Here is a 24,486-nt window from a genome sequence, read left to right on the forward strand (position 1 = left end):
GGTCGCCTGTGGCCGAATCTCTGTGAACCTGCTAGTTCTGGTGGTATGAATGTCCAAAACCCCAACATAGGCTCGGCCGACCGTCCGATCATTCGTCAACTCGACGAATCCGCGATCAACCGGATCGCGGCGGGCGAGGTGGTGGAACGCCCCGCCTCGGCGGTGAAGGAACTGGTCGAGAACGCGCTGGACGCGGGCGCCACGCGGATCAACGTGGATCAGGCCGACGGCGGCAAGACGCTGATCCGCATCACCGACGACGGCTGCGGCATGACGCCCGACGACCTGCCGCTGGCGCTGGCCCGTCACGCGACCTCGAAGATCGACGGCTCGGACCTTCTGAGCATCCATTCCTTCGGCTTCAGGGGCGAGGCGCTGCCCTCGCTTGGGGCGGTGGGGCGGCTGACGATCACCTCGCGCGCGGCGGGGGCGGATGCCGCGACGATCGCCGTCGCGGGCGGCCGCATCGCGCCGGTAAAGCCCGCGGCGCTGACCCGTGGCACGGTGGTGGAACTGCGCGATCTGTTCTACGCCACCCCCGCGCGGCTGAAATTCCTGCGCTCCGACCGGGCCGAGGCGCAGGCGATCGGCGAGGTGATCAGGCGTCTGGCGATGGCCGAACCCCACGTCGCCTTCATCCTGCGCGACGTGTCGGGCGGCGGCCCAACATCAAACGACGGGGGCCGCGTGACCTTTCGCGCCGATGCCGAATCGGGCGATCTGTTCGACGCCCTGCACGGCCGGCTGGCGCGGGTGATCGGGGCGGATTTCGCAGAGAACGCGCTGAAGATCGACGCCGAGCGCGAGGGCCTGCGCCTGACCGGCTATGCCGCGCTGCCGACCTATTCGCGCGGCTCCTCGGTCGCGCAATACCTGTTCGTCAACGGCCGCCCGGTGCAGGACCGGGTGCTGATCGGCGCCCTGCGCGCGGCCTATATGGATGTGCTCAGCCGCGACCGGTTCCCCGCCGCGGCGCTCTACCTCACCTGCGATCCGGAACTGGTGGACGTGAACGTCCATCCGGCGAAATCCGAGGTCCGCTTTCGCGATCCCGGTCTTGCGCGCGGGCTGATCGTTTCGGCACTGCGCCACGCGCTGGCCGAGGCCGGGCACCGCGCCTCTTCGACCGTGGCGGGCGCCACGCTGGGGGCGTTCCGGCCCGAACCCGATCCGCAGCCGGGAACCCCGCCCCGCGTCTACCAGATGGACCGCCCCAGCTTCACCGCGCGCGACATGGCCTACCGCATGCAGGCCCCCGCGCCCGCCCCGATGCCGGGCTTTGCCGAGACGCCGCTGCCCTCGGCCCGGGTGGAAGACACCGCGCCCACCCCCGAGGACACCGGGCGCCCGCTGGGGGCCGCGCGGGCGCAACTGCACGAGAATTACATCATCGCCCAGACCGAGATGGGCATGGTGATCGTCGATCAGCACGCCGCGCATGAACGCCTGGTCTATGAGCGCCTCAAGGCCCAGATGGCCGACAGGGGCATCGCCGCACAGGCGCTGCTGATCCCCGAGATCGTGGAACTGTCCGAAAGCGACGCGGCGCGCCTTCTGGAACTGGCGGATGATCTGGCGACCCTGGGCCTGACGATCGAGCCCTTCGGCGGCGGCGCCATAGCGGTGCGCGAGACGCCGGCGATCCTGGGCCAGGTGGATGCCCAGGGCCTGATCCGCGACATCCTGGACGAACTGGCCGACATGGGCGACAGCCAGACCCTGCGCGCCCGCATCGACGCGGTGCTAAGCCGCATGTCCTGCCACGGCTCTGTCCGCTCGGGCCGCCGGATGAGCGCCGAGGAAATGAATGCGCTTCTGCGCGAGATGGAGGCGACGCCGATGTCCGGCCAATGCAACCATGGCCGCCCGACCTATGTCGAATTGCGCCTTTCCGATATCGAACGATTGTTCGGCCGCACATGATCGACCTTGGTGGACCAGAGATCACCCTGACGGACCCGCGCCTCCTGCTGGGCGCGGCGACGCTGGCGTTGGCGCTGATCGTGCTGCTGGCCGGAAAGCTGGCGGGCACCCGTCGGCACCTTGCCGAACGGACCCGCGCGGCCGAGGATCTGGCCCGGCGGCTGGAGGTGGCGGAAGCCGACGCCGTGCGGCTGGCCGAGGCCGAACAGGCGTTGCGCGAGGCCAACACGCAGCTCAACGAACAGGACAGGACGGTGGCGCTTCTGGAACAACAGCTGCGCAACGAGAAGGAACAGCATCAGGCCCGGATCGAGGACATGACCAGGATCCGAAAGGAGCTGGAAGACCGCTTCCAGTCGCTTGCCTCGGGGGTGTTGCAGAAGAATTCGGAAAGCTTCCTCAACCTCGTGTCAGAGCGCTTCAAGCAGCACCAATCCACCGCGCAGGAGGATCTGGCCAAGCGCCAGACCGCCATCGATGCGCTGGTCAAGCCGTTGAACGAAAAGCTTGGCAAGTTCGACTCGATGATCGGCCAGATCGAGAAGAGCCGCAACGAGGCCTATGGCCAGATCCGCGAACAGATGGCGGCGCTGGCACGCAACAACACCAGCCTGGAAAAAGAGACCCGCAAGCTGGTGCAGGCGCTGCGCGCGCCCAAAAGCCGCGGCCGCTGGGGAGAGATGCAGCTGCGCCAGGTGTTCGAGATGGCCGGCATGGCGGAACATGTGGATTTCGAACTGGAACGCAGCTTCGACACCGATCAAGGCCGCCAGCGCCCTGACGCGATCGTCCGGCTGCCGGGCGGCAAGGTGATCGTGGTCGACGCCAAGACCCCGCTGGAGGCCTTCCTCAACGCGCTGGAAGCCGAGACACCGGATGCCCAGCAGGCGCAGATGGTGCACCACGCCCGGCAGGTGCGCCAACATGTGAAGCTGCTGTCCTCGAAAGCCTATCACGACATGATCGCCGAAACCCCGGATTTCGTGGTCATGTTCATCCCCGGGGAAACCTTCGTCTCCGCCGCGGTCGAGGCCGACCCCGGGCTTTTGGAATATGCGTTCGAAAACCGGGTGCTGATCGCGACGCCCACGACGCTGATCGCGCTGGTCAAGGCGATCGCCTATGGCTGGCAGCAGGAAAAGATGGCCGAGAACGCGGTCGAGGTGCAGAAGGCCGCGAAGGAGCTTTACGACCGGCTCGGGGTTTTCGCGGGCCATGTCGACAAGGTCGGCAAGTCGCTGCGCCAGTCGGTCGACCATTTCAACAGGGCCGTGGGCTCCTTCGAGGCCCGCGTCCTGCCATCGGCGCGCAAGTTCGAGACGATGGGCGTGGTTTCGGCCGAAGGCGCCACCAGCATCGCCCAGGTCGATGTGGAACCGCGCGGCTTGGCAGTGGAACTGCCCGGATCGGACTGACGGCCCGGGCGCGCCGCGCCGGCGGGGCGGATCCGCCGGCAAGACTGCGGGACGCAAAGCGCCCCTTGCACTTCATCTTGGCTCAAATACTCCACGGGGGTCCGGGGGTGTGAAACCCCCGGCCGCCTACCCCGCCTCAGGCCAGGTGGTCGACCACCGCCATGTACTGCGCCTGGCCCTTCACCTTCTCCAGCCAGCGTTCCACCAGCTTCGGATCATGCGGCGCGGGATGAACGCCAGCCGGGATCTCCCGCTTGAGCACCGATTCCACCGCCAGCGACACCGGCAGCGATACCAGCCGCGCCATCGCCGTGCCGCGCGCATCGCCCTGCGCATCCAGCGCCCAGGTCTTGTGATAGACTGCCTCGCCGTCCTTCTCGGCCTTGAGCGAGACGAACAGCACGACCCGGTCGGCCTCGCCCTCGGCATAGGCGTTATCGCGCCAGAACTGATCGGACATCTCCTTCAGCCGGGCCTCGCCCTCGGGGCCCGAAAGCGTCTCGATCTCGGAGAAGACAGGGGCCCAGGCCTCGGCCCAGCCGTTCAGGCGCAGCGTGCCGCGTACGAAATCCTTCACCTTCCACTCGGGATCGAAGCGGTAATCCTCGATGAAGGGCAGCGAATCACGGTTGGGATAGACTTCGAAGCTTTCGGGTTTCGGCAGCGGCGCGTCGTAGCGGCTGATCGCGTCCCAGGGGCGCTGGACCTTCAGCTCGGTGAAATTCTTCAAGCTGCGCGAGGGCGAGCGCAGCGCCTTCAGCACCCCCAGCGGCGACCACGAGAACTTGTAGCGAAACGCGTTGGGCTGCGCCGGGATGCCACCGCAATAGGAAGTAAAGGACAGCACGTTGGCGCCGTCATAGGCCTTCGACTTGCGGTAATCCGAGACCAGCCAATGCGCCATCAGGTGGTCAAGCCCTGGGTCGAGGCCGACCTCGTTCACCAGCACCAGCCCACGTTCGCGCGCCGCCTCGTCCAATGCGCGCATTTCGGGCGCGATGTAGGAGGAGGATACGAAATGCGCCCCGCGGCCCAGGCAAGCCTGGGCGATCGGCACATGGTGGTCGGCGGGCAGCATGGAAACCGCCACGTCGCCGGGCTTCAGTGCCTCTGTCAGCGCCTCCAGTGTATAGGCGCGGATATCGGCGGCGATATCGCCCACCGCCGCCTGTGCCTTGTCCACCGTCCGGTTCCAGACCGTCACGTTGTGTCCCGCCGCGATCAGGCGGCGCAGGCCGGGGATCGCGGACAGGCCGGTGCCGCACCAATGGATCGTCATGTCATGCCTCCTGAAGATTTGCGCTGTGGCGGTCGTATTCTGCCTTCGCCCGACCCCAGACGCCTTCGGACAGTGCGCCAAGGGTCAGCAACGCGGGTAGAAGCTGGCTGGCATAGTCGATCGAGCTTTCCACCGGCAGCATCGAGGGCAGGTTGTCGATCGCGGTGACGTCGAGCGGCGGGTCCTGCGCCACCCGCAGCGCCGGCTTTTCCCAATCGGTCACCCGGTCATAGACCTTGATCGGCGAGAAATCCGAACTTGGATCGCAGGCGATATCGCCGATCACCCGCAGCTTGCGCGGATCAGTCGTGGCCGATGCCGGCACGAAGACCGGACAGCCCGGGCGGGCGAGGATGCAATTCAGGAAAATCTCGTGTTCCAGCACCTCGGGGAAGGGGCCGCCATGGGCGGTTTCCGCGATGTCCCACTTGGTCACCGCCACCCCCAGCTCGGCGCAAAGATCCGCCGCGCCGGTGCCAACGCGTCCCAGGGCGCCGATCACCAGGGCGCGTGGGCGGGCGGCACCGATGGCGTCCAGTTCGGCGCGCAGATCCGACAGCAGCGCGTCCTTGTCCGGGTATTGGCGTACAGGGCCCGCGATACCGCCCCGCAGCTGCGCCGCCCAGCATTTCAGCGACACGGCTGCGCCGGCGAACCCGGCCCAGTAGCCGAAGGCCGCGACCCGGCGCCCGGCCTCGTCGACCAGATATTCCAGATCATAAAGCATGCCGCCCCCGGCGCGGAAGCGACGCAACAGCGCCTGCCCCGCGGGCTGGCCCTTGAAGGCATGGCCGAACATGACGTGGCGATGGATCAGCGGTGTGCCGTCTTCGGGCAGCTCTTTCAGGCCGAAGACGATGGAATCCCGTGGCGCGTCGGACCAGCTGTTTTCGGGCGCGATCTCGCAGCCCGCGGCGCGGTAGCCTTCGATCGGGATCGCGCGCGCATGGCTTTCCTCGACCGTCACCCGCAGCCCCGCAGCGATCAGCATCGCCGCGCCCTCGGGTGTCAGGCCCACCCGTTCCTCGTTCGGGCGCTGCTCGGCCCGTACCCAGAGATGTGTCATCTATCGTCCCTCTTGCGCCCCTGCCTATGCGAAGTTTTCCGGCCCGCCAAGTGGCCATCGGGCCGCCGGGCTGGTAGAGGGGCGGATAAAACGGACCGATGGAGGGCCAGATCATGCACCCCAATCCGCAGCGTTTCCTCGACAGCTTGCATGCGCTGCGCGCAATCGGCGCGGTGGGCACGGGGGTCGTGCGCCCCGCCTATTCCGACAAGGATATCGAAGCGCGCAAATGGCTGGCCGGGCAGTTCCGCGACGCCGGCCTCGCACCCTATTTCGATCCGGTGGGCAATCTTTTCGGGCTGGCGGGCGACGGCCCCAGCCTGTTGATGGGCTCGCATTCCGACACCCAGCCCGAGGGCGGCTGGCTGGATGGCGCCTATGGCGTGATGGCCGCGCTGGAGGTCGCGCGCGCCGCGAAAGAGGCCGGCGGCCCCGCGGTCTCGGTCGTCAGCTTCCAGGACGAGGAGGGGCGCTATGGCGTCACCACCGGATCGACCGTCTGGGCCGGCGGACGCAGCCTTGAAGACGCCGATGGCCTGACGGCCTCGGATGGCAGTACCTATGCCCAGGGCCGCGCCCGGATGGCCGATCTGGTGTCGGGCGGTTTCCTCGACCCCGCGCGCTTCACCGGCTTCATCGAGGCGCATATCGAACAGGGCCCCTACCTTGATACCGCGCAAGAGCAGGTCGGCGTGGTCACCTCGATCGTCGGCATCCGCGACATGCGGATCACCCTGACCGGGCAGTCGAACCATGCGGGCACGACGCCGATGCATCTGCGCCGCGACGCCTTTCAGGGGCTTGCGGATTTCAACCGGAAGCTCAACGACCGGTTGCGCAATGTCGTGCGGCCCGAAACCGTCTGGACCATCGGCCATGTCAGCCTTCACCCCAACGGATCGTCCATCGTGCCGGGGCGGGTGACGTTCTCGATGCAATGGCGCGACGGCGAATCCGACCGGCTGGCTCGGATGGAAACCATCATTCGCGAGACCGCCGCCGAAGTGGCCGCGGAACGCGGGCTTGGTCTGGAATTCGGTCGTATGCTGGGGTTGGAGCCGGTGACCATGGACGACCGCCTGCAACAAGCGCTGGCCGAGGCCGCCGAAGCCGAGGCGCCGGGCAAGTGGCGCCGGATGCCTTCGGGGGCGCTGCATGATACGACGAATGTCGCACGTCATATGCCTGTGGCGATGCTGTTCGTGCCCTCGATCGGCGGCGTGAGCCACAATTTCGAGGAAGACACGCGCGAGGAAGATCTTGTCGTCGGACTCAACGTGCTGGCTCGCGCGGTGGCGGCGCTCTAGCAACCGTATCCGTCACACGCCTTCGGGGGACAGACCATCCGCGCCATCTGGTTCGCCTGCGCCGCGCGCCGCCGGGCCAGATGGTGTCTTGCTGCTTGGCGCCAAGACAACTTCCGGGCCAGGCAACATGGCCGCCTGCCAATGGTCAGACGCGGCGCATGCCGGCCCGATGAACCCGGATCGACGGAAGGATGGTGTCCGCGGCGGGATTCGAACCCACGGCCCCAGGATTCATACCACTTCGGCTTTCACCGCCGCCGTTCGGCGTTCGTGGTCTGGACTGTCCCTTCACCTTAGACACAAGCCCTTAGGTGCTGCCCGTCCAGTCTCTACACCTTCCTCTTGCGAGGCTTGGCTCGGGATCGGCAAGGCACGAATAGGCCGTAGCTTTCCCCGACTTTGAGCAGATCCGTTGCACCGTTTCCAAGTACAACGCCCAATTTGTTATTAGGAATCCTGTGCTCTATCCAGCTGAGCTACGCGGACACAACCTCCTTGACGGTGTTCTATCCCGCTCCCCAGATAGCCGCAACATAGTAACGCGCGGCCTGATGGCCCCACCAGGGGCGAAACACTGCAAGTAAAGGGACCGGCCACAGCCAGCGCCGCCTTCCGTGCAGGAAATCGCCTGGGCCAGCCTTGCTGCGCGGCCGGTGAGGACCGAGGTGACTTGGAAGCCGTAATCTTTATCGCTAACAAGAGGCCAGCAGCGCAATATTCGGACAGATGCCATTGACCAGCCCCCCCCCCAAGCGCCGAACGCTGACGCTTCGCGACGTATCCGAAGCCTCGGGCGTGTCGGAAATGACCGTCAGCCGGGTGCTGCGCAACCGCGGTGAGGTATCGGCCGCGACGCGGGCGCGGGTACTGCAGGCGGCGAAGGCGCTGGGATATGTGCCGAACCGGATCGCCGGAGGGCTGGCTTCGCAGCGGGTGAATCTGGTCGGGGTGATCATCCCGTCGCTGTCGAACATGGTCTTCCCCGAGGTTCTGCGCGGAATTTCCGACGAGTTGGAAGACACCGGATTGCAGCCTGTGGTGGGGGTGACCAACTACCTGCCGGAACGTGAGGACCGGGTGATCTATGAGATGCTGTCGTGGCGGCCCTCGGGGCTGATCGTGGCGGGGATCGAGCACAGCGACGCGGCGCGGGCGATGCTGGCGAATGCCGGCGTGCCGGTGGTCGAGATCATGGATGTCGACGGCACGCCGGTGGATTCGATGGTCGGCATCTCGCATCTGCGGGCCGGGCGCGAGATGGCCAAGGCGATCCTTGCGGCGGGCTATCGGCGCATCGCTTTCCTGGGCACCCAGATGCCCAATGACCACCGCGCCCGCAAGCGGATGCAGGGGTTCGAGGCCGCGCTGGCCGAAGCGGGGCTGGAACTGGCGGACCGCGAATTCTATTCCGGCGGTTCGGCGCTGCTGAAGGGCCGCGAGATGACCGAAGCCGTTCTGAAACGCAGCCCGGATCTCGATTTCATCTATTATTCCAATGATATGATCGGTGGCGGCGGGTTGCTTTGGTGCCTGGAACGGGGGATTGACGTGCCCGGCCAGCTGGGGCTTGCGGGCTTCAACGGGGTTGAACTGCTTGACGGGCTGCCGTGCCGGCTGGCGACGATGGATGCCTGCCGGATCGAGATCGGCCGCGGCGCGGCCGAGATCGTCGCGGGCAAGGCGGGCGACGCGCCAGGCATCACGATTGAACTGACCCCGCGTCTCGACCTGGGCGACACGGTTCGGAAGACGGCATGAGCGATTACACGACACGCGAAGGCGAGGTTGAACTAGGCTTCGATCCGGGTGCGGCGCCCGATGTGGGCCTGACCTTCATCGGCAGGCTGCGCAGCCCCTGGCAGCGCGGCGATTGCCCGCGCAATCTGGCACGGGCGCGCGAACGCGGCGGCGATTTCCGGGTAGAGGTCGACGCCCCCTACCGCGCCGGCCTGACGGGGCTGGTGCCCGGATCGAAGGTGATCTTGCTGTACTGGATGGACCGCGCGCGGCGCGATCTGATCGTGCAACGCCCTGGCCATGCCGACCAGTTGCGCGGCACCTTCACCCTGCGCTCGCCGGTACGGCCGAACCCGATTTCGCTGGGCGCGGTGACGGTGGTGGCGATCGACGCCGAAAGCGGCGTGCTGGTCGTCGATGCGCTTGACTGTTTCGATGGCACCCCGCTGGTCGATATCAAGCCCTGGCTTGAACCGGTGGACATACCGCCGGGGCCCTAGCGCGGCCTGCGCGGGCGTCATGTTCTGTTCGCGTGGGGCGCGGCCCCGGGCGCGCGCCACGCCCGACCCGGCGCGCGCGCGGAAGCGGACTTCAGGCCGTCAACCGCTGGCCGTCGATGCCGGTTATCGTGGCGGTCACGATCCGGCCCTCGGGCTGGTCGCGGGCAAAATCCACCTCGGCGAATTGCGGGGTGCGGCCCATGCGCGGGCCTTCCATCAGCACCGGATGGCTGCGACCTTGCTGCGCCGCGAGGTGCCGGGCCACCTGCGCGGCCCCGGCGGCGCGCAGCCGCGCCGCACGGTCGCGGATCACCGGCCCCACGACCTGCGGCATCCGCGCCGCCGGCGTGCCCTTGCGCGGGCTGTAGGGGAAGACATGCAGCCAGGTCAGACCGCAATCCTCGACCAGCTTCAGCGAGTTCTCGAACATCGCCTCGGTTTCGGTCGGAAAGCCCGCGATGATGTCGGCGCCAAACGCGATGTCGGGGCGCAGGCGCCGGGCCTCTTCGCAAAAGGCGATTGCGTCGTCGCGCAGGTGGCGGCGTTTCATCCGCTTCAGGATCATGTCGTCGCCGGCCTGCAGGGAAAGATGCAGGTGCGGCATCAGGCGCGGTTCGGTGGCGATTGCCAGCATCAGGTTCTCGTCCGCCTCGATCGAATCGATCGACGATATGCGCAGCCGCGCCAGATCCGGCACCAATCGCAAGATCCGCATCACCAGATCGCCCAGCCGCGGTTCGCCGGGCAGGTCGGCGCCCCACGAGGTCAGGTCCACCCCGGTCAGCACGACCTCCTGGAAACCGCGATCGACCAGGCGCTTGATTTGCTCGACCACCACGCCCGCGGGGACCGAGCGCGAATTGCCGCGCCCATAGGGGATGATGCAGAAGGTGCAGCGATGATCACAGCCGTTTTGCACCTGCACATAGGCGCGGTGGCGACCGAAGCCGTCGATCAGGTGGCCGGCGGTTTCGCGCACCGACATGATGTCGTCGACCTGGACGCGCTCGGTCTCTCCGATCCAGTCGGGCGCCAGCCGGGCCCAGGTGGCGGCCTCCATTTTCTCGGCATTGCCGATGACACGGGTGACCTCGGGCATGGCGGCGAAGGTCTCGGGTTCGGTCTGCGCCGCGCAGCCGGTGACGACCAGCCGGGCGCCCGGGTTCTCACGCGAAAGGCGGCGGATCTCTTGCTTGGCCTTGCGCACGGCCTCGGCGGTGACGGCACAGGTGTTGACGACCACCAGATCATCAAGCCCGGCTTCGGCGGCAAGCTCCCTCATCGCCTCGGTCTCATAGGCGTTGAGCCGGCAGCCGAGCGTGGAAAAGACCGGCGGTTTCATGCGTGGGCGGCAAGGAATGCGGGGCTGAGCACCCCATCGAAGACATGCGCGGTGGGGCCGGTCAGCCAAACGCCATCGTCGCGCCAGTCGACGGACAAAGTGCCGCCGTCGACCTCGACCGTGACCTGCCGACCCGTCAGCGAGCGCCGTGCGGCGGCCACGGCAGCGGCACAGATCCCCGATCCGCAGGCCAGGGTGATGCCGGTGCCGCGTTCCCACACCCGCATGCGCAGGCGATCGGATCCTAGCACCGAGGCGAACTCGACATTGGTGCGCTCTGGAAACAGCGGGTCGTGCTCGGCCTTCCGCCCCAGTCCCGCGACGTCCACCGCCTCGGCATCCTCGACGAAGAAGACGCAATGCGGGTTGCCCATGCCCACCGCGACGGGATTGCCGGGCAGGGGCAGGTGCAGCGTGTCCACCGCACGCGCCAGCGGGATCGCCGCCCAGTCCAGCTGCGGCGGCCCCATGTTGACGCGGGTCAGCCCGCCGCCCGCGTCCTCGGCGGTCAGCAGGCCGCGTTCGGTGCGCAGCTCCAGCCGGTTGCGGCCGGTCTCGTCCATCAGGTGGCGGGCGACGCAGCGGGTGGCGTTGCCGCAGGCGCCGGCGACCGTACCATCGGCATTCCAGAACACCAGCCGCGCATCGGCGCCCGCATCGTCGTCGATCGTGCAGAGCTGGTCGAAGCCCACGCCGCGGTGGCGGTCGCCCAACGCCCGCGCCAGCGCCGCCGAGACAATGCTCTTCCGTCCCCGCTGGTCGATGACCACGAAGTCGTTGCCGGCACCGTGCATCTTCATGAACGGCAGGCCGGAGAGAGAGAGTGCGTCCTTCATGCCGCGCGATATACGCCCCGCCCGAGTTTTTTGCCAGAGCGGTCGCGATTTTCCCGTCAGGCCTCTTGACCCTTCGGGGCGCTCCTTCTAATGAGGCGCCCGTGCGTGGGCCGTTAGCTCAGTTGGTAGAGCAACTGACTTTTAATCAGTGGGTCGCAGGTTCGAATCCTGCACGGCTCACCACTGAAACCTGATAACAACAACAGGCTAGCTTCTCCTAGCAGCCTACCGGCGAGCAGGGAAAACCCATACGCGCCGATATTGTGTCAGCGGTTCGTCCACCTCTGCATCCATTGCCGGGCCTCGTCCGCCACACCCTGATTCTCCAGGTGGGCAAACTTGGCCGACATTGCGGTACTTGTGTGCCCCAGCAGATGCTTGATCTGGCCCAGGGGCATGCCATCGTCGCGCAGACGGGTGTCCGTATAGGCTTTCGAGATAGTCTCGGGGTCGAAGAACGGGGTGCCGCGGCCCATCCACGACAGGCCGTGCGCTTGGGCGCATTCCGGGGGCTAGGCCGGTTCCCGCAGGGTTGCCAGCACGGCCATGGCGCGAAGGGCTTGAGGCTGGAGAGGCCGATTCGCCAGGCGCCACACCGGGCGCGAAGTATCGCATATGGCCGCCGATCTTGCCGGCTACCGGGTTTTCGCGATGATCCCGACCGAAGCGCCCAGGCCCCGGGTATTGTTGCCCTGCACTGCGTTGCGCCATGCGTCTGACACCGGGCCGCGGGGCCTGAGGGGTTTCGCCATGAAGAGGCCGGCCGCGCCGATCAGCCGACCTGGCCACCGGGCAGCGCCGCGATATGCGCCGCGAGGGCTGGAAAATGCTGGCTCATCACGAAATGGCCGGCGTTCTCGATGCGCAGGAATTCGGCAACGGGCAGGCTATCGGCGAGGATCTCGATCTCATCTGGCGGACTGATCGTATCCTGCGCACCATGGATGAAGGTGACGGCGCAGTTGAGCGCCCGAAGATCGGCCAGCCAGTTGCGCTGCAGCACGGTAATCTCCTCCATCGAACTGCGCGTCGCCACATTGGCGATCAGACGCAACCAGTCGAAGAAAGGCGCCTGTGTGAACATCTTCTCAAGCGTGGCCAGGTCCGGCGGGGACTGGCGGTAGAGATGGCGCAAGCCCCTGCGCGCCAGCGTCGGCACCCGTGCCAGCGCATTGTAGACCCGTGCAAGCCCCGCAGTGACCCGCGCATCGCGTCGAAGCTTGTCCGAGATCTCGGCATAGATCGTGGGGCCGTGCGCGTCATCCAGGCTTGGCATCGGCTGCGGGGTTGCCAGAAGGAACAGGTGTTCGGCCAGGTCGGGATTGCGACGGACGAAATGCACCGCCCAAGAGACACCCGCGCTTTCGCCCAGGCAGGTCACCGGCCCATCGGTAAGATGGGCGACGGTATCCGCCAGCGCCCGCATCAGCCGCGCCACCCGAAGATCGGTGTCGCCCGGGCCGCTCGCCGCATCCAGGAAATGGCGCGGCACGACCAGCCAGCGCAAATTATGGCGGCGCAAGACCTCGGGCAGGTCGTCGCGAAACACGACCGGGGTCAGCATGTTGTGAAAGTAAAGGATCGGCCGGCCCCGCCGGGCGCCGAATTCCCACACCGGCAGATCCAGCCCGTCGTCCGTTGTGATCGTGTTGACGACGACATCACGCCCGAACTGGCGCTTGACCAGTTGAGCCTCCGGCCGGCGCCGCTGCCGCGGCAGAAGCGCGTCGAGCACCCTTGCCGTCACCTCCAGCGTCAGCGACCGCAGCAGCGCGGTCTGGCTGGCGGCGCCGAACTTGTCGAGGATCAGCTGCACCTGCTTGCGCTTGGTGTCATAGGAAGCCCCCAGCGACGCCGCCGCCGCCTTGAGGTTTTCGCCGCACAGCAGATGTGACAGCAGCAGATATTCGCTGCGCGACAGGGCGGGCCCGGCGGGGGCGCCATCCCCGAGCGCGGGCAGCAGTTCCGGCCCGATCCGCACCGCGACGAAGGCAAGATGGCCGGGCGCGTCATCCCATTGCGCGACCCGGTCATAGAGAAAAAACAGGGCCGCCTCTGCCACCACGAACGTGCAGCCGCTGGGCGAGGACGCGGGCACCGCCATCGTCGCGGGAAAGCCGGGCTTGCCCTCGGCAATGAACGGGTCGATCTGGCGCATGCCAAATCGGTCGTAGAGGTTCACGAAAAGGTCGCACTCCGCGAAATTGCGGTGAAAGAAGCGCTCGCTCATGGTTTCGAGTTCGGACCGCTCCAGCAGGTCTTCCTCGGGCGGCAATGACAGCGCATGGGACCTGGGAAGGACCGAAACCAGCGTCTGGAAGAACTGGGAACCTCGCTGGCGCGGCGGCAACTGGGACATGACGGCCTCTCTCCCTTTCGTGAGGCGAGTAAACCGAAGCAGGCACGTCGCGACAAGGGGACGGCACAGGATCCTTCGCGCAACCAGGCCCGGAACCTGTTTTTCGGGCGAATTTCCGGTGCCCCCCCTTATGGGGGGCGAAGCGCCATCATCGCGCACACTAGTCTGACACCGCGGACACCCCGTGCGGCCGGGGCGGAATGGAAGCGGCAAGAGAGACAGCGGCAAGATGGTCGGCGCATACCAGGGAGAGGCGAAAGACGCGCAGGGGCCGGTCCTGACCTGGCTGGACCTTGCCCCTGACGGCCGAATCCTCTTTGCCGAGGCAATGGCGCAGCAGGTCGTCGGCCCGGCTGTCCGAGACAGCGGCATCTTCGTCGTCGAGCCCGAAAGCGCCTTCTTCGCGGCGCTCGCGCGTGCGGCCGATGGCACCTGCCCCGCGCCAAGCGTGCTAAGGCCGGAGGATCACCAATCCGGATCGGTCATGCAGGTCAATATCCTGCCACTCGGCCACCGGCGCATCCGCGTCGTTCTTTTCGTCCAGCCTCGGGCGGCGTCGGAGACAGCCGTTGCCGGGCCGCAGCTTACCGCGCGTGAACAGGACGTACTCGAACTGCTTGCGGGCGGGCTGCGGCGCGACAGGATCGCATGGACACTCGGCATCTCGTTGCCGACGGTAGACCTGCACGCCCGCAACCTGCGGCGCAAGCTGTCGGCGCTTACCACCTCGGAAGCGGTTGCCTGTGCTGTTCGCATCGGGCTTCTCGGCATAAGCTAGGCGAGGTACCGAAAGCGCGGCCCCGCCCGGTCGCGGCGAGCAATGCCACGGGTTCGCCGTCGGTGGGCAGGCGACGATCCGCGGCCGCCGCCGGCCCGAAGGAAAACCGCCCTAGCCCATCCGTTCCGAGGCATAGCCACCCGGCGAGGCCGGGAACACCACCGTCTTGTCGCCGTTCAGGAACACCCGGTCGTGGATATGGGCATGCACCGCGCGCGCCAGCACCATGCTTTCCACATCGCGGCCCAGCGCCACATAATCCGCCGGGCTCTGGGCATGGGTCACGCGCGTCGTGTCCTGTTCGATGATCGGGCCTTCGTCCAGATCGGCGGTGACGTAGTGCGAGGTCGCCCCGATCAACTTCACCCCGCGCTCATAGGCCTGCTTGTAGGGGTTCGCGCCCTTGAAGCTGGGCAGGAACGAATGATGGATATTGATGATCCGCCCCGACATCTCGCGGCACATCTCATCCGACAGCACCTGCATGTAGCGCGCCAGCACGATCAGTTCCGCCCCGGTCTCGCGCACGATGCGCATCTGGGCGGCCTCGGCCTCGGGCTTGTTCTCCTTCGTGACCTTGATGCAGTGGAAGGGGATGTCGTGGTTCACCACGACCTTCTGGTAATCCATGTGGTTCGAGATCACCGCCACGATGTCGACCGGCAGCGCCCCGATGCGCCAGCGATACAGAAGATCGTTCAGGCAATGCCCGAAGCGCGACACCATGATCACCACCTTCTTGCGGCGGCTGGCGTCAAGGATCTCGGCCTCCATGCCGAATTTCTCGGCCACAGGGGCAAAGCCTTTGCGCAGCTCCGCCAGGGGCACCCCGGTTTCCGAGGTGAAGGACATGCGCATGAAGAAGCGCCCGGTCTCGGCATCGTCGAACTGGGCCGAATCGGTGATGTTGCAGCCATGCTCGGCCAGGAAGGCCGAGGTCGCGGCGACGATCCCGCGGGCGGTGGGGCAGGTGACGCGAAGCGTGTAGGAGGTCATGTGGGGTGTTTCCGTTGGCGCGTGACATTGGGGCGACTTAACGCCGCCCCACGCGCTTGCAAATGCCTGCCTGCGACGTTTCTCGGCGCATTCGCGGTTTGCGCCTCAGTCGAAGGACAGCGGCCGGTCGCCGTTGGCATCACGGATCGAGGTCGGCAGACCCATGACGTTCAACAGGCCCAGGAAGGGGTGGGGATCCAGCTCTTCGACATTGACCATGGTGCCGGTGTCCCAGGTGCCGCCTGCGACCAGGATCGCCGCGGCGACCGGCGGCACGCCCGCGGTATAGCTGATGCCCTGGCTGCCCACCTCTTCGTAGGCGTCCTTGTGATCGGCGACGTTGTAGATGAACACCTCGACCGGCTTGCCGCCGGTCTTGCCCTTCACCAGATCGCCGATGCAGGTCTTGCCGGTATAGCCGGGCGCCAGGCTGGCCGGATCGGGCAGCACCGCCTTCACGACCTTCAGCGGGATCACCTCTTGCCCTTCGGCGGTGGTCACGGGCTTTTCGGACAGCAGGCCCAGCGACTTCAGCACCGTGAAGACATTGATGTAGTGGTCGCCGAAGCCCATCCAGAAACGCACATCCGCCTGCGGATAATTCGCCGCCAGGGAATGGATCTCGTCGTGGCCCGACATATAGGCCTTCTGCTTGCCGACGACGGGCAGATCCCATTCGCGCCCCACCTCGAACATCTTGTTCTCGGTCCAGTTGCCGTTTTGCCAGGCATAGACCGTGCCGGTGAATTCGCGAAAGTTGATCTCGGGGTCGAAGTTCGTGGCGAAATACTTGCCGTGCGAGCCTGCGTTGATGTCGACGATGTCGATCGATTCGACCTCTTCGACATAATCGTCCGCCGCCAGCCGCGCATAGGCGTTCACCACCCCCGGATCGAAGCCCGCGCCCAGGATCGCGGTCACGCTGGCCTCGCGGCAGGCCTCCTTGCGCTTCCATTCGTAGTTCGCATACCACGGCGGCGTCTCGCAGATCTTGTCGGGCTCCTCGTGGATCGCGGTGTCGATATAGGCCGCGCCGGTCTCGATGCAGGCTTCCAGCACGTATTTGTTGATGAAGGCCGACCCCACGTTGATGACGATCTGGCAGCCGGTATCGCGGATCAGCGCGGCCACGGCGGCGCTGTCCATCGCATCCAGCTGATGAGTCGAGAACGGCCCGGGCACCTTCATCGCCGCCTTTTCCTGGACGCTGGCGACGATCGCGTCGCATTTGGCCTTGGTGCGGCTGGCGATATGCAGATCGCCCAATACGTCATTGTGATGGGCACATTTGTGCGCGACGACCTGGGCCACGCCGCCGGCGCCGATGATCAGCACGTTCCGTTTCATTCCGGAAAGCCTCCTTTCGTGTCAGGGTGGGTCGCCTCAGGAGAGGCTCGCACGGTAGTCCTCATAGCCGAAATCGCGCACCACGGTGAGGCTTCCGTCCTCTTGGCGCAGCACGATCGCGGGCATCTTCACGCCGTTGAACCAGTTCTTCTTGACCATCGTGTAACCGGCGGCGTCCCGCACCGAGACCCGGTCGCCCACCTGCAGCGGCCGCACGAACCGGGCGTCACCGAAGATATCGCCCGCCAGGCAGGACTTGCCGCAGATCTGATAGGCGTGATCGCCCTCCTGCGGCAGCCGGGCCGCTTCGCGGTAGATCAGCAGATCCAGCATATGCGCCTCGATCGAGGCATCGACGATCGCCAGCTTCTTCTCGTTCTCCAGGATATCCAGCACCGTCACCTCCAGCGTGGTGGTGTCGGTGATCGCCGCTTCGCCGGGTTCCAGATAGACCTGCACCCCGAAACGCTCTGAGAACGCCTTCAGCCGCGCGGCCAGGGCCTCGACCGGATAGCCTTCGCCGGTGAAATGGATACCGCCGCCCAGGCTGACCCAATCCAGCCGCTGCAGGATCGACCCGAATTCCGCCTCGATCCGCCCCAGCTGCTGGTCGAACAGCGCGAAGTCGCGGTTCTCGCAATTGTAATGGATCATCACCCCCGAGATCCGGTCGAGCACCCCCTCGATCTTCACCGGATCCCACTCGCCCAGCCGCGAGAACGGCCGCGCCGGATCGGCCAGATCGAACCCGCTGGTCGAGAACCGCGGATTGAGCCGCAGCCCGCGGGTGATCCCCCCGGCACGCTCGCCGAACCGCTCCAGCTGGCCGATGGAATTGAAGATGATCTTGTCGGCATATCCCACCGCCTCGTCGATCTCGTGCTCGGCCCAAGCGACGGAATAGGCATGGGTCTCGCCGCCGAATTTCTCGGCCCCCAGATGCAGCTCGTAAAGCGAGGACGAGGTCGTGCCGTCCATGTAGTCGCGCATCAGATTGAAGACCGACCAGCTGGCGAAACACTTCAGCGCCAGCAGCGCCTTCGCGCCAGAGACCTCGCGCAGCCGCGCGACGATCTCCATGTTGCGCCGCAGGGCTGCCTTGTCGATCAGGTAGAACGGCGTCTGCATGGGCGAATCCCCCAACTACCAAAGGGAAAGATCAAGGGGGCCGCGTATAGAACCCCCTCCAGCGCCGTGCAACCCATGCTCTTTCATTGTTCCGCAAATACGCCGGGGGGTGCAGGGGGGCAGCGCCCCCCGCCGCCGGCGCCTCAGACCATGCGGATCACGTCCTTCTCGATCGCCAGCATATAGCCACGTCGCGCGATGTTCTTGACCAGCAACTCGCTGACCATCTGGTTGCCCAGCGTGTCGCGCAGCCGCTTGATCCGCGTGGCACCCGCGGCCTCTTCGCATTCGGCCGCGTCGCGGCCAGAGATCATCGCCTCGATCTCGGCGCCCGACAGCACCTCGTCGTCCATCCGCGCCTCGGCCAGCACCGCCAATGTCTCGATCGCCGCCTCGGTCAGCTTGAATTCCATGTTGTTCAGATACACGGCCCTGTCGGCCCGGCTGATCAGCAGCGACGACACCTGGATCCCGGTCCGCTGAATCGCCGATATGCGCCGGTTCAGCGTGATGATCGTGACAAGAAACACCAGCGCCGCCAGCAAAAGCGCCGTGGCAAAGATCAACAGAACGAAGATCACCACCCGATAGCTCGACAGCACATCGGCAAAGGCGGTGCCCGACTGGGCCAGGATCTCCAGCAGCTTCACCTCGCCCTGGGTGTTGAGGTTGCCGTTCTGCACGAAAATCCGCTCGACCCGCGCGTTGAAGGCATTGGCGTCGGGCAGGTTGACGAACAGCAGCACCGCCGCCCCCAGCAGGATGACCACGATCGCGATGATGCCGAAGGTCACGACACGGTTGCCCGCGCGCAGCGTCTCGGCCGGATCAGTAACGGAGGAAGTTGGCTCCGGCACTGGCTTTCCTTTGCGCTAACCCATCGGGCCCAAAGATGGAGACGACCGTCAGCAAGGTCCAGCCACCTTTCGCGATGCGGCGGGAAATCTCCGGCGCGGCGGCCTGTTTCGACGCGCAGGCCCCGCCCGAAAGCTGGATCACCCCGTAGGACAGCCGAAGCGGATCGCCCTTCTTGGCCTTGTAATCCGCATAGCAATCGGCGCTCGCGGGGGCTGCAAGCGTCAGTGCCAGTAGCGCGGCCAGGGCGGTAAGGATCAGATGTCTGTTCATGCCCGCCACCATGGGCGCAATCGCAGCGTTATTCAATAACCACAGGGGGTTCTGGGCGCTGTTATCCGATAACAGGGCGGCGATATTGCTTAACTTCACCCCCCGGCCCCACCTTTCCCTCACCGCGACAGGCCCGCTTGGGCCGCCTGCAGATCGAAACCGCAACATGAGTTAGGAAAGCCCCCATGTTCCGCACCAAAGCCACCGCCGCCGCACTTGTCGCCACCCTGGGTCTGGGCGCGTTCGCCGCCGCGCCCGCCCAGGCCGACCAGCGTGATTTCGCCCGCTTCGTCGTCGGCGCCGCGGCCATCGCCGCCATCGCCGCCGCCGTCAACGCCGAAAACAACCGCAAGCGCGAACGGCAATCCGCCTATATCACGCCGCCGCAGGATCGCGACGATTGGCAAAGCCGCGCGGAATGGCGCCACCGGGCCTGGCTGCGAGAACAGCGCCAGCGTGCCGAATGGCGTGCCGAACGTCGCCGCGAACAGGAGCGCCGCGAAGCCTGGCGCCGCGCCCATCGCTACCACGACCCCGATTACTACCGTCACGCCCGCGACGACGACTAGGCCCAGGATCGGGCCGTGGCCGTCAGAGCCGCGGCCCTAGCGCGGCCACCAATGCCGCGCAACTGGGGCGGATGTCCCCTCATCCGCCCACTTTCTTACCGAATGCCCGGGCGACCGGGCTGCGAGGGAAGCCCCGCCTGACCATTTTCAGGTTGCGCCGGACAGGGTGTTGGGCTTCCCTCATTGCCATGAAGATCCTCCCAGATTTCAGCTTTGAATCCGCCCTTCTGGCCCAGGGCGCAACCCGTGTCGCCGGCGTCGACGAGGTCGGTCGCGGGCCGCTGGCCGGGCCGGTCACCGCCTGCGCCGTCGTGCTGGACCCCGCGAACATCCCCGGGGGGTTGCGCGATTCCAAGGCGCTGGGGGCGAAGCAACGCGACGCGCTGCACGACGCCATCCTGGCGACGGCCGAGGTCTTCGTCGCCCATGCCAGCGTGGAAGAGATCGACAAGATCAATATCCTGCGCGCCAGCCACCTGGCGATGCTGCGCGCCATCGCGGGCCTGCCCCGCCCGCCCGATCAGGTGCTGATCGACGGCAACATGATCCCCCGCGGGCTGGAACTGCCCGCCCAGGCGGTGGTGAAGGGCGATGCGAAAAGCCTGTCGATCGCCGCTGCCTCGATCGTGGCCAAGGTGGTGCGCGACCGGCTGATGGTGGATTTGGCGCAACAGCACCCCGGCTACGGATGGGAACGCAACGCCGGCTACCCAAGCCCCGCCCATAAACAGGCGATTCGAGATTTGGGGATCACCCCTCACCATAGACGTTCATTCAAACCCATCCACAATATCTTGTATCAAGACAAATCGTTAAACTCTTGATTCAAAAAAGAAATTGACGACGAATCAGCTTTGACTCATCTTTGTTGCCATCAAGACAGCGCGAAAAAGCGCGGCATTCAGAGGCAGAGATGACGAAGACAAAAGCCCCGGAGGCGCGCGCGCTTCCGCTCAATCAGATTTTGGACGGTGACTGCATCGAGGTCATGAACAGCCTGCCTGCGGGCTCGGTCGACCTGATCTTCGCGGACCCGCCCTACAACTTGCAACTTAGGGGCGATCTGCACCGGCCGGACAATTCCAAGGTCGACGCGGTCGACGACCATTGGGATCAGTTCTCTGGCTTCGCCGCCTATGACAAGTTCACCCGCGACTGGCTGACTGCCGCGCGGCGCCTGCTGAAACCCGACGGGGCGATCTGGGTGATCGGCAGCTATCACAACGTCTTTCGCATGGGCGCGGAACTGCAAAACCAGGGCTTCTGGATCCTCAACGACGTGGTGTGGCGCAAATCCAACCCGATGCCGAACTTTCGCGGCAAGCGGCTGACCAACGCGCATGAGACGCTGATCTGGGCCAGCCGCGCCGAGGGCAGCAAGTACACCTTCAACTACGAGGCGCTGAAATCGCTGAACGAAGGCGTGCAGATGCGTTCGGACTGGGTGCTGCCGATCTGCACCGGGCACGAACGGCTGAAGGATGCCAACGGCGACAAGGCCCATCCGACGCAGAAACCCGAAAGCCTGCTGCACCGGGTGCTGGTGGCGACCACGAACCCCGGCGACGTGGTGCTGGATCCGTTCTTCGGCACCGGCACCAGCGGCGCGGTGGCGAAGATGCTGGGCCGCGATTTCATCGGCATCGAGCGCGAGGCAAGCTACCGCGCGGTGGCCGAGAAGCGCATCAGCCGCGTGCGCCGCTTCGACAAGTCCGCGCTGGAGGTCTCCACCTCGAAACGCGCCGAGCCGCGGGTGCCCTTCGGCCAGCTGGTCGAGCGCGGCATGTTGCGCCCGGGCGAAGAGTTGTGGTCCATGAACGGCCGCCACCGGGTGAAGGTGCGCGCCGACGGCACGCTTGTCGGATCGGACACCCACGGCAACATCAAGGGGTCGATCCATCAGGTGGGTGCGCATCTGGAAGGGGCGCCCAGCTGCAACGGCTGGACCTACTGGCATTTCAAGCGCGAGGGCAGGACGATCCCGATCGACGTGCTGCGTCAGCAGATCCGCGCCGAAATGGCCGATCGGCCGCACTGAGCTCACACCAAGCGAATGCCTGCGCCGCGATTTGACCTGTGCGGCGCCACTTGCCCCGTCCTGACCCCAGGCCGGGGCCTTTTCGGTCCGGCACCACCCGACCTTAAAGCACCGGCGCGAAGATCCGCGCGGCCAGCGCTGCGTTGCTTAGCCAGAATCCCATCTCGTCAAGCCGCCGTCTGACCGGCCGCGCCCGCGCCATGTCGGCGCTCAGCATCGCCTCCACCTCGGCGGCGAAATCGCTGTCGAAGACCAGGGCGGAGGATTCGAAATTCAGCCGGCAAGAGCGGTTGTCCAGGTTGTGGCTGCCGATCGCCGCGAATTCGTCGTCGATCAACAGTACCTTCTGATGCAGGAACCCGTCCTCTTCGGGATAGCGCAGAAGCTTGACCCCGGCGCGGCGGACCTCGTCGAAATAAGCGTGCCCGGCCAGCCAGACCAGCCAATGATCGCGCTTTTCGGGCAACAGCAGGCGCACGTCGAGACCCCGCAACGCCGCCAGCTTCAGCGCCGTCAGCACGTCGCCGTCAGGCACGAAATAAGGCGAGGCGATCCAGACCCGTTCCCGCGCCGCGCCGATCGCGTTCGAGAAATACAGGCTGCCGGTCTCGAACCGGTCCGCGGGTCCTGTCGACATCACCAGAATGCGCCGATCGTCCTTGGTGGGTGCAGGCCTCCAGCTCAGCACCAGCTTGTTGCCCGACGACCACAGCCAGTCTTCCGCGAACGCCAGCTGCAGCTGGGCGACGGCCGGGCCGTCGATGCGCAGGTGGGTATCGCGCCAGGCGCCCATCTGTTTGCTGTGGCCCAGGTATTCCTCACCCAGATTGTGGCCACCGACGAAGCCTATGTTGCCGTCGACGACCACGATCTTGCGATGATTGCGGAAGTTCACCTGAAACCGGCTGCGTGCCTGACGCAGCGCGTGGAAGTTGCGGATATCGATGCCGGCGTCGCGCAGATCTTGCAGGAATTTCTTGCTCAGGCCGCTCGACCCGATCGAATCGTACAGCACATGCACCGCCACCCCGGCCTTCACCCGCGCCTTCAGCAAGGCCGCCAGCTCGCGGCCCAGGGCGTCGTCGCGGATCGTGTAGAACTGGACCAGGACATAGGATTGCGCCGCCTCGACGGCCTGGAAGATCGCGTCGAACGTGGCGGCGCCGTCGATCAGCAGCCGTGTGGAATTGCCGCCGACCGAAGGGAAGCCGGCCAGACGCTCGAACCCGGAGATGCGGCTGGCAAGCGGGCTGTCGCTGGGGATGTCGGGGTCGTTGGCATGTTTGTTGCCCTCGCGCCGCAGCGTCGCGATCACCTCGGACATGGCGCGGCGCATGCGGATATAGCCGGGATAGCGGGCATGGCCGAAGAACAGGAAGGCAGGCACCGCGAAATGCGGCGTGGCGATCAGGAAGACCACCCACCCCACGGCGCCCTGCGGCGTGCGCGCCGTGCGGATCGCGCGGAACACGAAATAGATCGCGACCAGCTGGATGAGGCCGAGAACCAGAAACAGCGGTGTCGGATGCGCCAGGTTGTAAAGCAGAAGCTCCATCAGCTGGCCCCGCGCGGCATCGGGTTGGTACCCTTGTTGTAGGGTGTCCAGTCCGAAACCTCGGGGTAATAGCTGCGCCGCCAGGCGCGCACCCGCGGGTTCATCCGGCGTCGCCACAGCGGCGGGATCATGGCCAGCGCGGTCATCGCCGGATAGCCGAAGGGCAATTGCGGGGCCTCTTCCGGCGGATAGGTCTGCAGCAGCGGAAAGCGGCGATCGGGCTTGTAATGGTGGTCCGAATGGCGCTGCAGGTTGATCAACAGCCAGTTCGAGGCCCGATGCGCCGCGTTCCAGCTGTGGCGGGGTAGCACATGCTCATAACGCCCCTGCCCCTGATGGCGCCGGGTCAGCCCATAGTGTTCGATGTAATTCACCAGCTCCAGCTGCCAGATCGCCACCAGCGCCTGCCACAGAAACAGCAGCAGCCCCAGCCAGCCCCCAAGAACCAGCGCCAGCGCCAGCATGACCACCTGCAGCGCGCCGTAGCGCCAGAACGGGTTCGACGGATGCCAGACCGGGCGCCCGGCCCGCGCCAGCATCGCCCGTTCCGCGCGCCAGGCGGAGGCCGGGCATTGGCGCAACACGCGGGCGAAGAAGCGGTGGAAACCCTCGTTGTAGCGCGCCGTCACCGGATCGCGCGGTGTGCCGACATACAGGTGATGCACCCGCAGATGCTCTGACCGGAAATGACTGTAAAGCACGCTGGCCAGCAAGATATCGGCCAGCCAGCGTTCGATCCGGGGCTGTTGATGCATCAGCTCATGGCTGTAGTTGATGCCGATTGTACCCGACATCACCCCCATGCCGAAGAACAGCACGACCGTTTCCAGCCCGCTCAGATGGCCCATATGGGTGACATACCAGATGCCGCCGAACAGGGCGGTCAGCTGGATCGGCACCCAGATCAAGGTGATGAGACGATACCAGAACAGCCGCGTCTCGGGCGTGGCGGGATCGGCGTTTTCCAGGTTCAGCCCGGTCAGCGCGTCAAGCAGCGAAAACATCCCCCAGGTGTAGAACGGCATCACCGCAACCCAGAGCCCGCCCTGCACAACCCCCAGCCAGATCAGCGGCACCATGCCCAGCGACAACCAGAACGGCAGCGCGTTGCGCAGCTTCAAGATCTGATCCGCCTGGCCCGCCGCCGGTTCCATCTTGTCCCCTTTCGCCCCTAGGGCACCAC

The 24,486-nt window shown here is 66.0% G+C and carries 22 protein-coding genes and 1 tRNA gene; 10 read left to right on the forward strand and 13 right to left on the reverse strand.

The genetic code is table 11. From position 1 onward, the window contains the following. Nucleotides 1-45: 45 nt before the first annotated feature. Together mutL and BLV97_RS09390 are read left to right on the forward strand one after the other, a co-directional pair. Nucleotides 46-1,923, forward strand: coding sequence for a DNA mismatch repair endonuclease MutL (gene mutL, locus BLV97_RS09385; RefSeq protein ID WP_035844958.1), 1,878 nt, complete (start codon nucleotides 46-48; stop codon nucleotides 1,921-1,923). Beyond that, nucleotides 1,920-3,338: a DNA recombination protein RmuC gene (locus BLV97_RS09390; protein WP_081825136.1), complete on the forward strand. Its 1,419-nt coding sequence runs from the start codon at nucleotides 1,920-1,922 to the stop codon at nucleotides 3,336-3,338. Before mutL ends, BLV97_RS09390 begins: the two co-directional genes overlap by 4 nt. Before the next feature lie 136 nt (nucleotides 3,339-3,474). Here the strand turns inward: BLV97_RS09390 and BLV97_RS09395 are convergent, their stop codons facing one another. Beyond that, complete coding sequence (locus BLV97_RS09395; RefSeq protein ID WP_035844960.1) at nucleotides 3,475-4,617, reverse strand: saccharopine dehydrogenase family protein; 1,143 nt, start codon at nucleotides 4,615-4,617, stop codon at nucleotides 3,475-3,477. A gap of 1 nt (nucleotide 4,618) precedes the next feature. After that, the gene (locus tag BLV97_RS09400) at nucleotides 4,619-5,683 is read right to left on the reverse strand and encodes a saccharopine dehydrogenase (RefSeq protein WP_035844963.1); all 1,065 of its coding nucleotides are present in this window, start codon (nucleotides 5,681-5,683) and stop codon (nucleotides 4,619-4,621) included. Nucleotides 5,684-5,796: 113 nt separating this feature from the next. On the opposite strand from BLV97_RS09400, the gene BLV97_RS09405 reads away from it, so the two are divergent. The 3 genes from BLV97_RS09405 (at nucleotide 5,797) to BLV97_RS09415 (ending at nucleotide 9,227) form a co-directional block, all read left to right on the forward strand. Beyond that, the gene (locus BLV97_RS09405; RefSeq protein ID WP_176992645.1) at nucleotides 5,797-6,990 is read left to right on the forward strand and encodes a hydantoinase/carbamoylase family amidase; all 1,194 of its coding nucleotides are present in this window, start codon (nucleotides 5,797-5,799) and stop codon (nucleotides 6,988-6,990) included. Nucleotides 6,991-7,722: 732 nt separating this feature from the next. Next, nucleotides 7,723-8,748 (forward strand): LacI family DNA-binding transcriptional regulator, encoded by a 1,026-nt coding sequence (locus BLV97_RS09410; RefSeq protein WP_035844992.1) that lies wholly within the window; start codon nucleotides 7,723-7,725, stop codon nucleotides 8,746-8,748. Next, a complete protein-coding gene (locus BLV97_RS09415) occupies nucleotides 8,745-9,227 on the forward strand; it encodes an SAM-dependent methyltransferase (RefSeq protein ID WP_035844965.1) in 483 nt (160 codons plus the stop codon). Before BLV97_RS09410 ends, BLV97_RS09415 begins: the two co-directional genes overlap by 4 nt. Nucleotides 9,228-9,318: 91 nt before the next feature. On the opposite strand, the gene mtaB is transcribed toward BLV97_RS09415, so the two are convergent. Both mtaB and dapF read right to left on the reverse strand, forming a co-directional pair. Further along, the gene (mtaB, locus tag BLV97_RS09420; protein WP_035844967.1) at nucleotides 9,319-10,569 is read right to left on the reverse strand and encodes a tRNA (N(6)-L-threonylcarbamoyladenosine(37)-C(2))-methylthiotransferase MtaB; all 1,251 of its coding nucleotides are present in this window, start codon (nucleotides 10,567-10,569) and stop codon (nucleotides 9,319-9,321) included. Continuing rightward, on the reverse strand, nucleotides 10,566-11,405 hold the full coding sequence (dapF, locus tag BLV97_RS09425; RefSeq protein ID WP_092164032.1) for a diaminopimelate epimerase: 840 nt from the start codon (nucleotides 11,403-11,405) through the stop codon (nucleotides 10,566-10,568). The genes mtaB and dapF overlap by 4 nt, the downstream gene beginning before the upstream one ends. Before the next feature lie 107 nt (nucleotides 11,406-11,512). Here dapF and BLV97_RS09430 point away from each other — a divergent pair. Next, nucleotides 11,513-11,588, forward strand: a tRNA-Lys gene (locus BLV97_RS09430). Between the two features lie 83 nt (nucleotides 11,589-11,671). On the opposite strand, the gene BLV97_RS09435 is transcribed toward BLV97_RS09430, so the two are convergent. After that, nucleotides 11,672-11,881 carry a hypothetical protein gene (locus BLV97_RS09435; protein WP_035844997.1) on the reverse strand — a complete coding sequence of 70 codons (210 nt, stop codon included), beginning with the start codon at nucleotides 11,879-11,881 and terminating at the stop codon, nucleotides 11,672-11,674. 296 nt (nucleotides 11,882-12,177) lie between these two features. Further along, nucleotides 12,178-13,764 carry an alpha/beta fold hydrolase gene (locus BLV97_RS09440; RefSeq protein ID WP_035844999.1) on the reverse strand — a complete coding sequence of 529 codons (1,587 nt, stop codon included), beginning with the start codon at nucleotides 13,762-13,764 and terminating at the stop codon, nucleotides 12,178-12,180. A gap of 229 nt (nucleotides 13,765-13,993) precedes the next feature. Between BLV97_RS09440 and BLV97_RS09445 the strand changes: the two genes are divergently transcribed. Next, nucleotides 13,994-14,542 carry a helix-turn-helix transcriptional regulator gene (locus tag BLV97_RS09445; protein ID WP_051646207.1) on the forward strand — a complete coding sequence of 183 codons (549 nt, stop codon included), beginning with the start codon at nucleotides 13,994-13,996 and terminating at the stop codon, nucleotides 14,540-14,542. A 111-nt stretch (nucleotides 14,543-14,653) separates the two neighbouring features. On the opposite strand, the gene purU is transcribed toward BLV97_RS09445, so the two are convergent. The 5 genes from purU to BLV97_RS09470 all read right to left on the reverse strand — a co-directional run bounded on the left by purU (nucleotide 14,654) and on the right by BLV97_RS09470 (nucleotide 19,240). After that, a complete protein-coding gene (gene purU / locus BLV97_RS09450) occupies nucleotides 14,654-15,538 on the reverse strand; it encodes a formyltetrahydrofolate deformylase (RefSeq protein ID WP_035845001.1) in 885 nt (294 codons plus the stop codon). A gap of 105 nt (nucleotides 15,539-15,643) precedes the next feature. Beyond that, nucleotides 15,644-16,885 (reverse strand): saccharopine dehydrogenase family protein, encoded by a 1,242-nt coding sequence (locus BLV97_RS09455; RefSeq protein ID WP_035845003.1) that lies wholly within the window; start codon nucleotides 16,883-16,885, stop codon nucleotides 15,644-15,646. A gap of 36 nt (nucleotides 16,886-16,921) precedes the next feature. Further along, nucleotides 16,922-18,013, reverse strand: a complete 1,092-nt coding sequence (gene nspC, locus BLV97_RS09460) for a carboxynorspermidine decarboxylase (RefSeq protein ID WP_035845005.1) — start codon at nucleotides 18,011-18,013, stop codon at nucleotides 16,922-16,924. Between the two features lie 143 nt (nucleotides 18,014-18,156). Continuing rightward, nucleotides 18,157-18,870, reverse strand: a complete 714-nt coding sequence (locus BLV97_RS09465; protein ID WP_035845006.1) for a histidine kinase — start codon at nucleotides 18,868-18,870, stop codon at nucleotides 18,157-18,159. Then, nucleotides 18,842-19,240, reverse strand: a complete 399-nt coding sequence (locus BLV97_RS09470) for a hypothetical protein (protein WP_373296449.1) — start codon at nucleotides 19,238-19,240, stop codon at nucleotides 18,842-18,844. The genes BLV97_RS09465 and BLV97_RS09470 overlap by 29 nt, the downstream gene beginning before the upstream one ends. Nucleotides 19,241-19,326: 86 nt before the next feature. Here BLV97_RS09470 and BLV97_RS09475 point away from each other — a divergent pair, with 86 nt between their 5' ends. From BLV97_RS09475 to BLV97_RS09485, 3 genes are all read left to right on the forward strand, one after another. After that, nucleotides 19,327-19,710: a hypothetical protein gene (locus tag BLV97_RS09475; protein ID WP_035845008.1), complete on the forward strand. Its 384-nt coding sequence runs from the start codon at nucleotides 19,327-19,329 to the stop codon at nucleotides 19,708-19,710. A 188-nt stretch (nucleotides 19,711-19,898) separates the two neighbouring features. Then, nucleotides 19,899-20,534, forward strand: a complete 636-nt coding sequence (locus BLV97_RS09480; protein ID WP_035845010.1) for a ribonuclease HII — start codon at nucleotides 19,899-19,901, stop codon at nucleotides 20,532-20,534. 89 nt (nucleotides 20,535-20,623) lie between these two features. Further along, on the forward strand, nucleotides 20,624-21,748 hold the full coding sequence (locus BLV97_RS09485; RefSeq protein ID WP_035845012.1) for a site-specific DNA-methyltransferase: 1,125 nt from the start codon (nucleotides 20,624-20,626) through the stop codon (nucleotides 21,746-21,748). 103 nt (nucleotides 21,749-21,851) lie between these two features. Here BLV97_RS09485 and cls read toward each other — a convergent pair whose 3' ends face one another. Further along, nucleotides 21,852-23,303 (reverse strand): cardiolipin synthase, encoded by a 1,452-nt coding sequence (gene cls / locus BLV97_RS09490; RefSeq protein WP_051646208.1) that lies wholly within the window; start codon nucleotides 23,301-23,303, stop codon nucleotides 21,852-21,854. Further along, a complete protein-coding gene (locus tag BLV97_RS09495; protein WP_051646209.1) occupies nucleotides 23,303-24,457 on the reverse strand; it encodes an alkane 1-monooxygenase in 1,155 nt (384 codons plus the stop codon). The genes cls and BLV97_RS09495 overlap by 1 nt, the downstream gene beginning before the upstream one ends. Between the last annotated feature and the right edge of the window lie 29 nt (nucleotides 24,458-24,486).

It is taken from the genome of Allgaiera indica, assembly GCF_900106675.1.
GTDB classification, from domain to species: Bacteria; Pseudomonadota; Alphaproteobacteria; order Rhodobacterales; family Rhodobacteraceae; genus Acidimangrovimonas; species Acidimangrovimonas indica.

Excerpts from the sequence above, each read along its gene's own strand:
- mutL (WP_035844958.1), top strand. The coding sequence starts at position 46 with ATGAATGTCCAAAACCCCAACATAGGCTCGGCCGACCGTCCGATCATT.
- BLV97_RS09390 (WP_081825136.1), top strand. The coding sequence starts at position 1,920 with ATGATCGACCTTGGTGGACCAGAGATCACCCTGACGGACCCGCGCCTC.
- BLV97_RS09395 (WP_035844960.1), bottom strand. The coding sequence starts at position 4,617 with ATGACGATCCATTGGTGCGGCACCGGCCTGTCCGCGATCCCCGGCCTG.
- BLV97_RS09400 (WP_035844963.1), bottom strand. The coding sequence starts at position 5,683 with ATGACACATCTCTGGGTACGGGCCGAGCAGCGCCCGAACGAGGAACGG.
- BLV97_RS09405 (WP_176992645.1), top strand. The coding sequence starts at position 5,797 with ATGCACCCCAATCCGCAGCGTTTCCTCGACAGCTTGCATGCGCTGCGC.
- BLV97_RS09415 (WP_035844965.1), top strand. The coding sequence starts at position 8,745 with ATGAGCGATTACACGACACGCGAAGGCGAGGTTGAACTAGGCTTCGAT.
- mtaB (WP_035844967.1), bottom strand. The coding sequence starts at position 10,569 with ATGAAACCGCCGGTCTTTTCCACGCTCGGCTGCCGGCTCAACGCCTAT.
- dapF (WP_092164032.1), bottom strand. The coding sequence starts at position 11,405 with ATGAAGGACGCACTCTCTCTCTCCGGCCTGCCGTTCATGAAGATGCAC.
- BLV97_RS09435 (WP_035844997.1), bottom strand. The coding sequence starts at position 11,881 with ATGGGCCGCGGCACCCCGTTCTTCGACCCCGAGACTATCTCGAAAGCC.
- BLV97_RS09440 (WP_035844999.1), bottom strand. The coding sequence starts at position 13,764 with ATGTCCCAGTTGCCGCCGCGCCAGCGAGGTTCCCAGTTCTTCCAGACG.
- BLV97_RS09445 (WP_051646207.1), top strand. The coding sequence starts at position 13,994 with ATGGTCGGCGCATACCAGGGAGAGGCGAAAGACGCGCAGGGGCCGGTC.
- purU (WP_035845001.1), bottom strand. The coding sequence starts at position 15,538 with ATGACCTCCTACACGCTTCGCGTCACCTGCCCCACCGCCCGCGGGATC.
- BLV97_RS09455 (WP_035845003.1), bottom strand. The coding sequence starts at position 16,885 with ATGAAACGGAACGTGCTGATCATCGGCGCCGGCGGCGTGGCCCAGGTC.
- nspC (WP_035845005.1), bottom strand. The coding sequence starts at position 18,013 with ATGCAGACGCCGTTCTACCTGATCGACAAGGCAGCCCTGCGGCGCAAC.
- BLV97_RS09475 (WP_035845008.1), top strand. The coding sequence starts at position 19,327 with ATGTTCCGCACCAAAGCCACCGCCGCCGCACTTGTCGCCACCCTGGGT.
- BLV97_RS09480 (WP_035845010.1), top strand. The coding sequence starts at position 19,899 with ATGAAGATCCTCCCAGATTTCAGCTTTGAATCCGCCCTTCTGGCCCAG.
- BLV97_RS09485 (WP_035845012.1), top strand. The coding sequence starts at position 20,624 with ATGACGAAGACAAAAGCCCCGGAGGCGCGCGCGCTTCCGCTCAATCAG.
- cls (WP_051646208.1), bottom strand. The coding sequence starts at position 23,303 with ATGGAGCTTCTGCTTTACAACCTGGCGCATCCGACACCGCTGTTTCTG.
- BLV97_RS09495 (WP_051646209.1), bottom strand. The coding sequence starts at position 24,457 with ATGGAACCGGCGGCGGGCCAGGCGGATCAGATCTTGAAGCTGCGCAAC.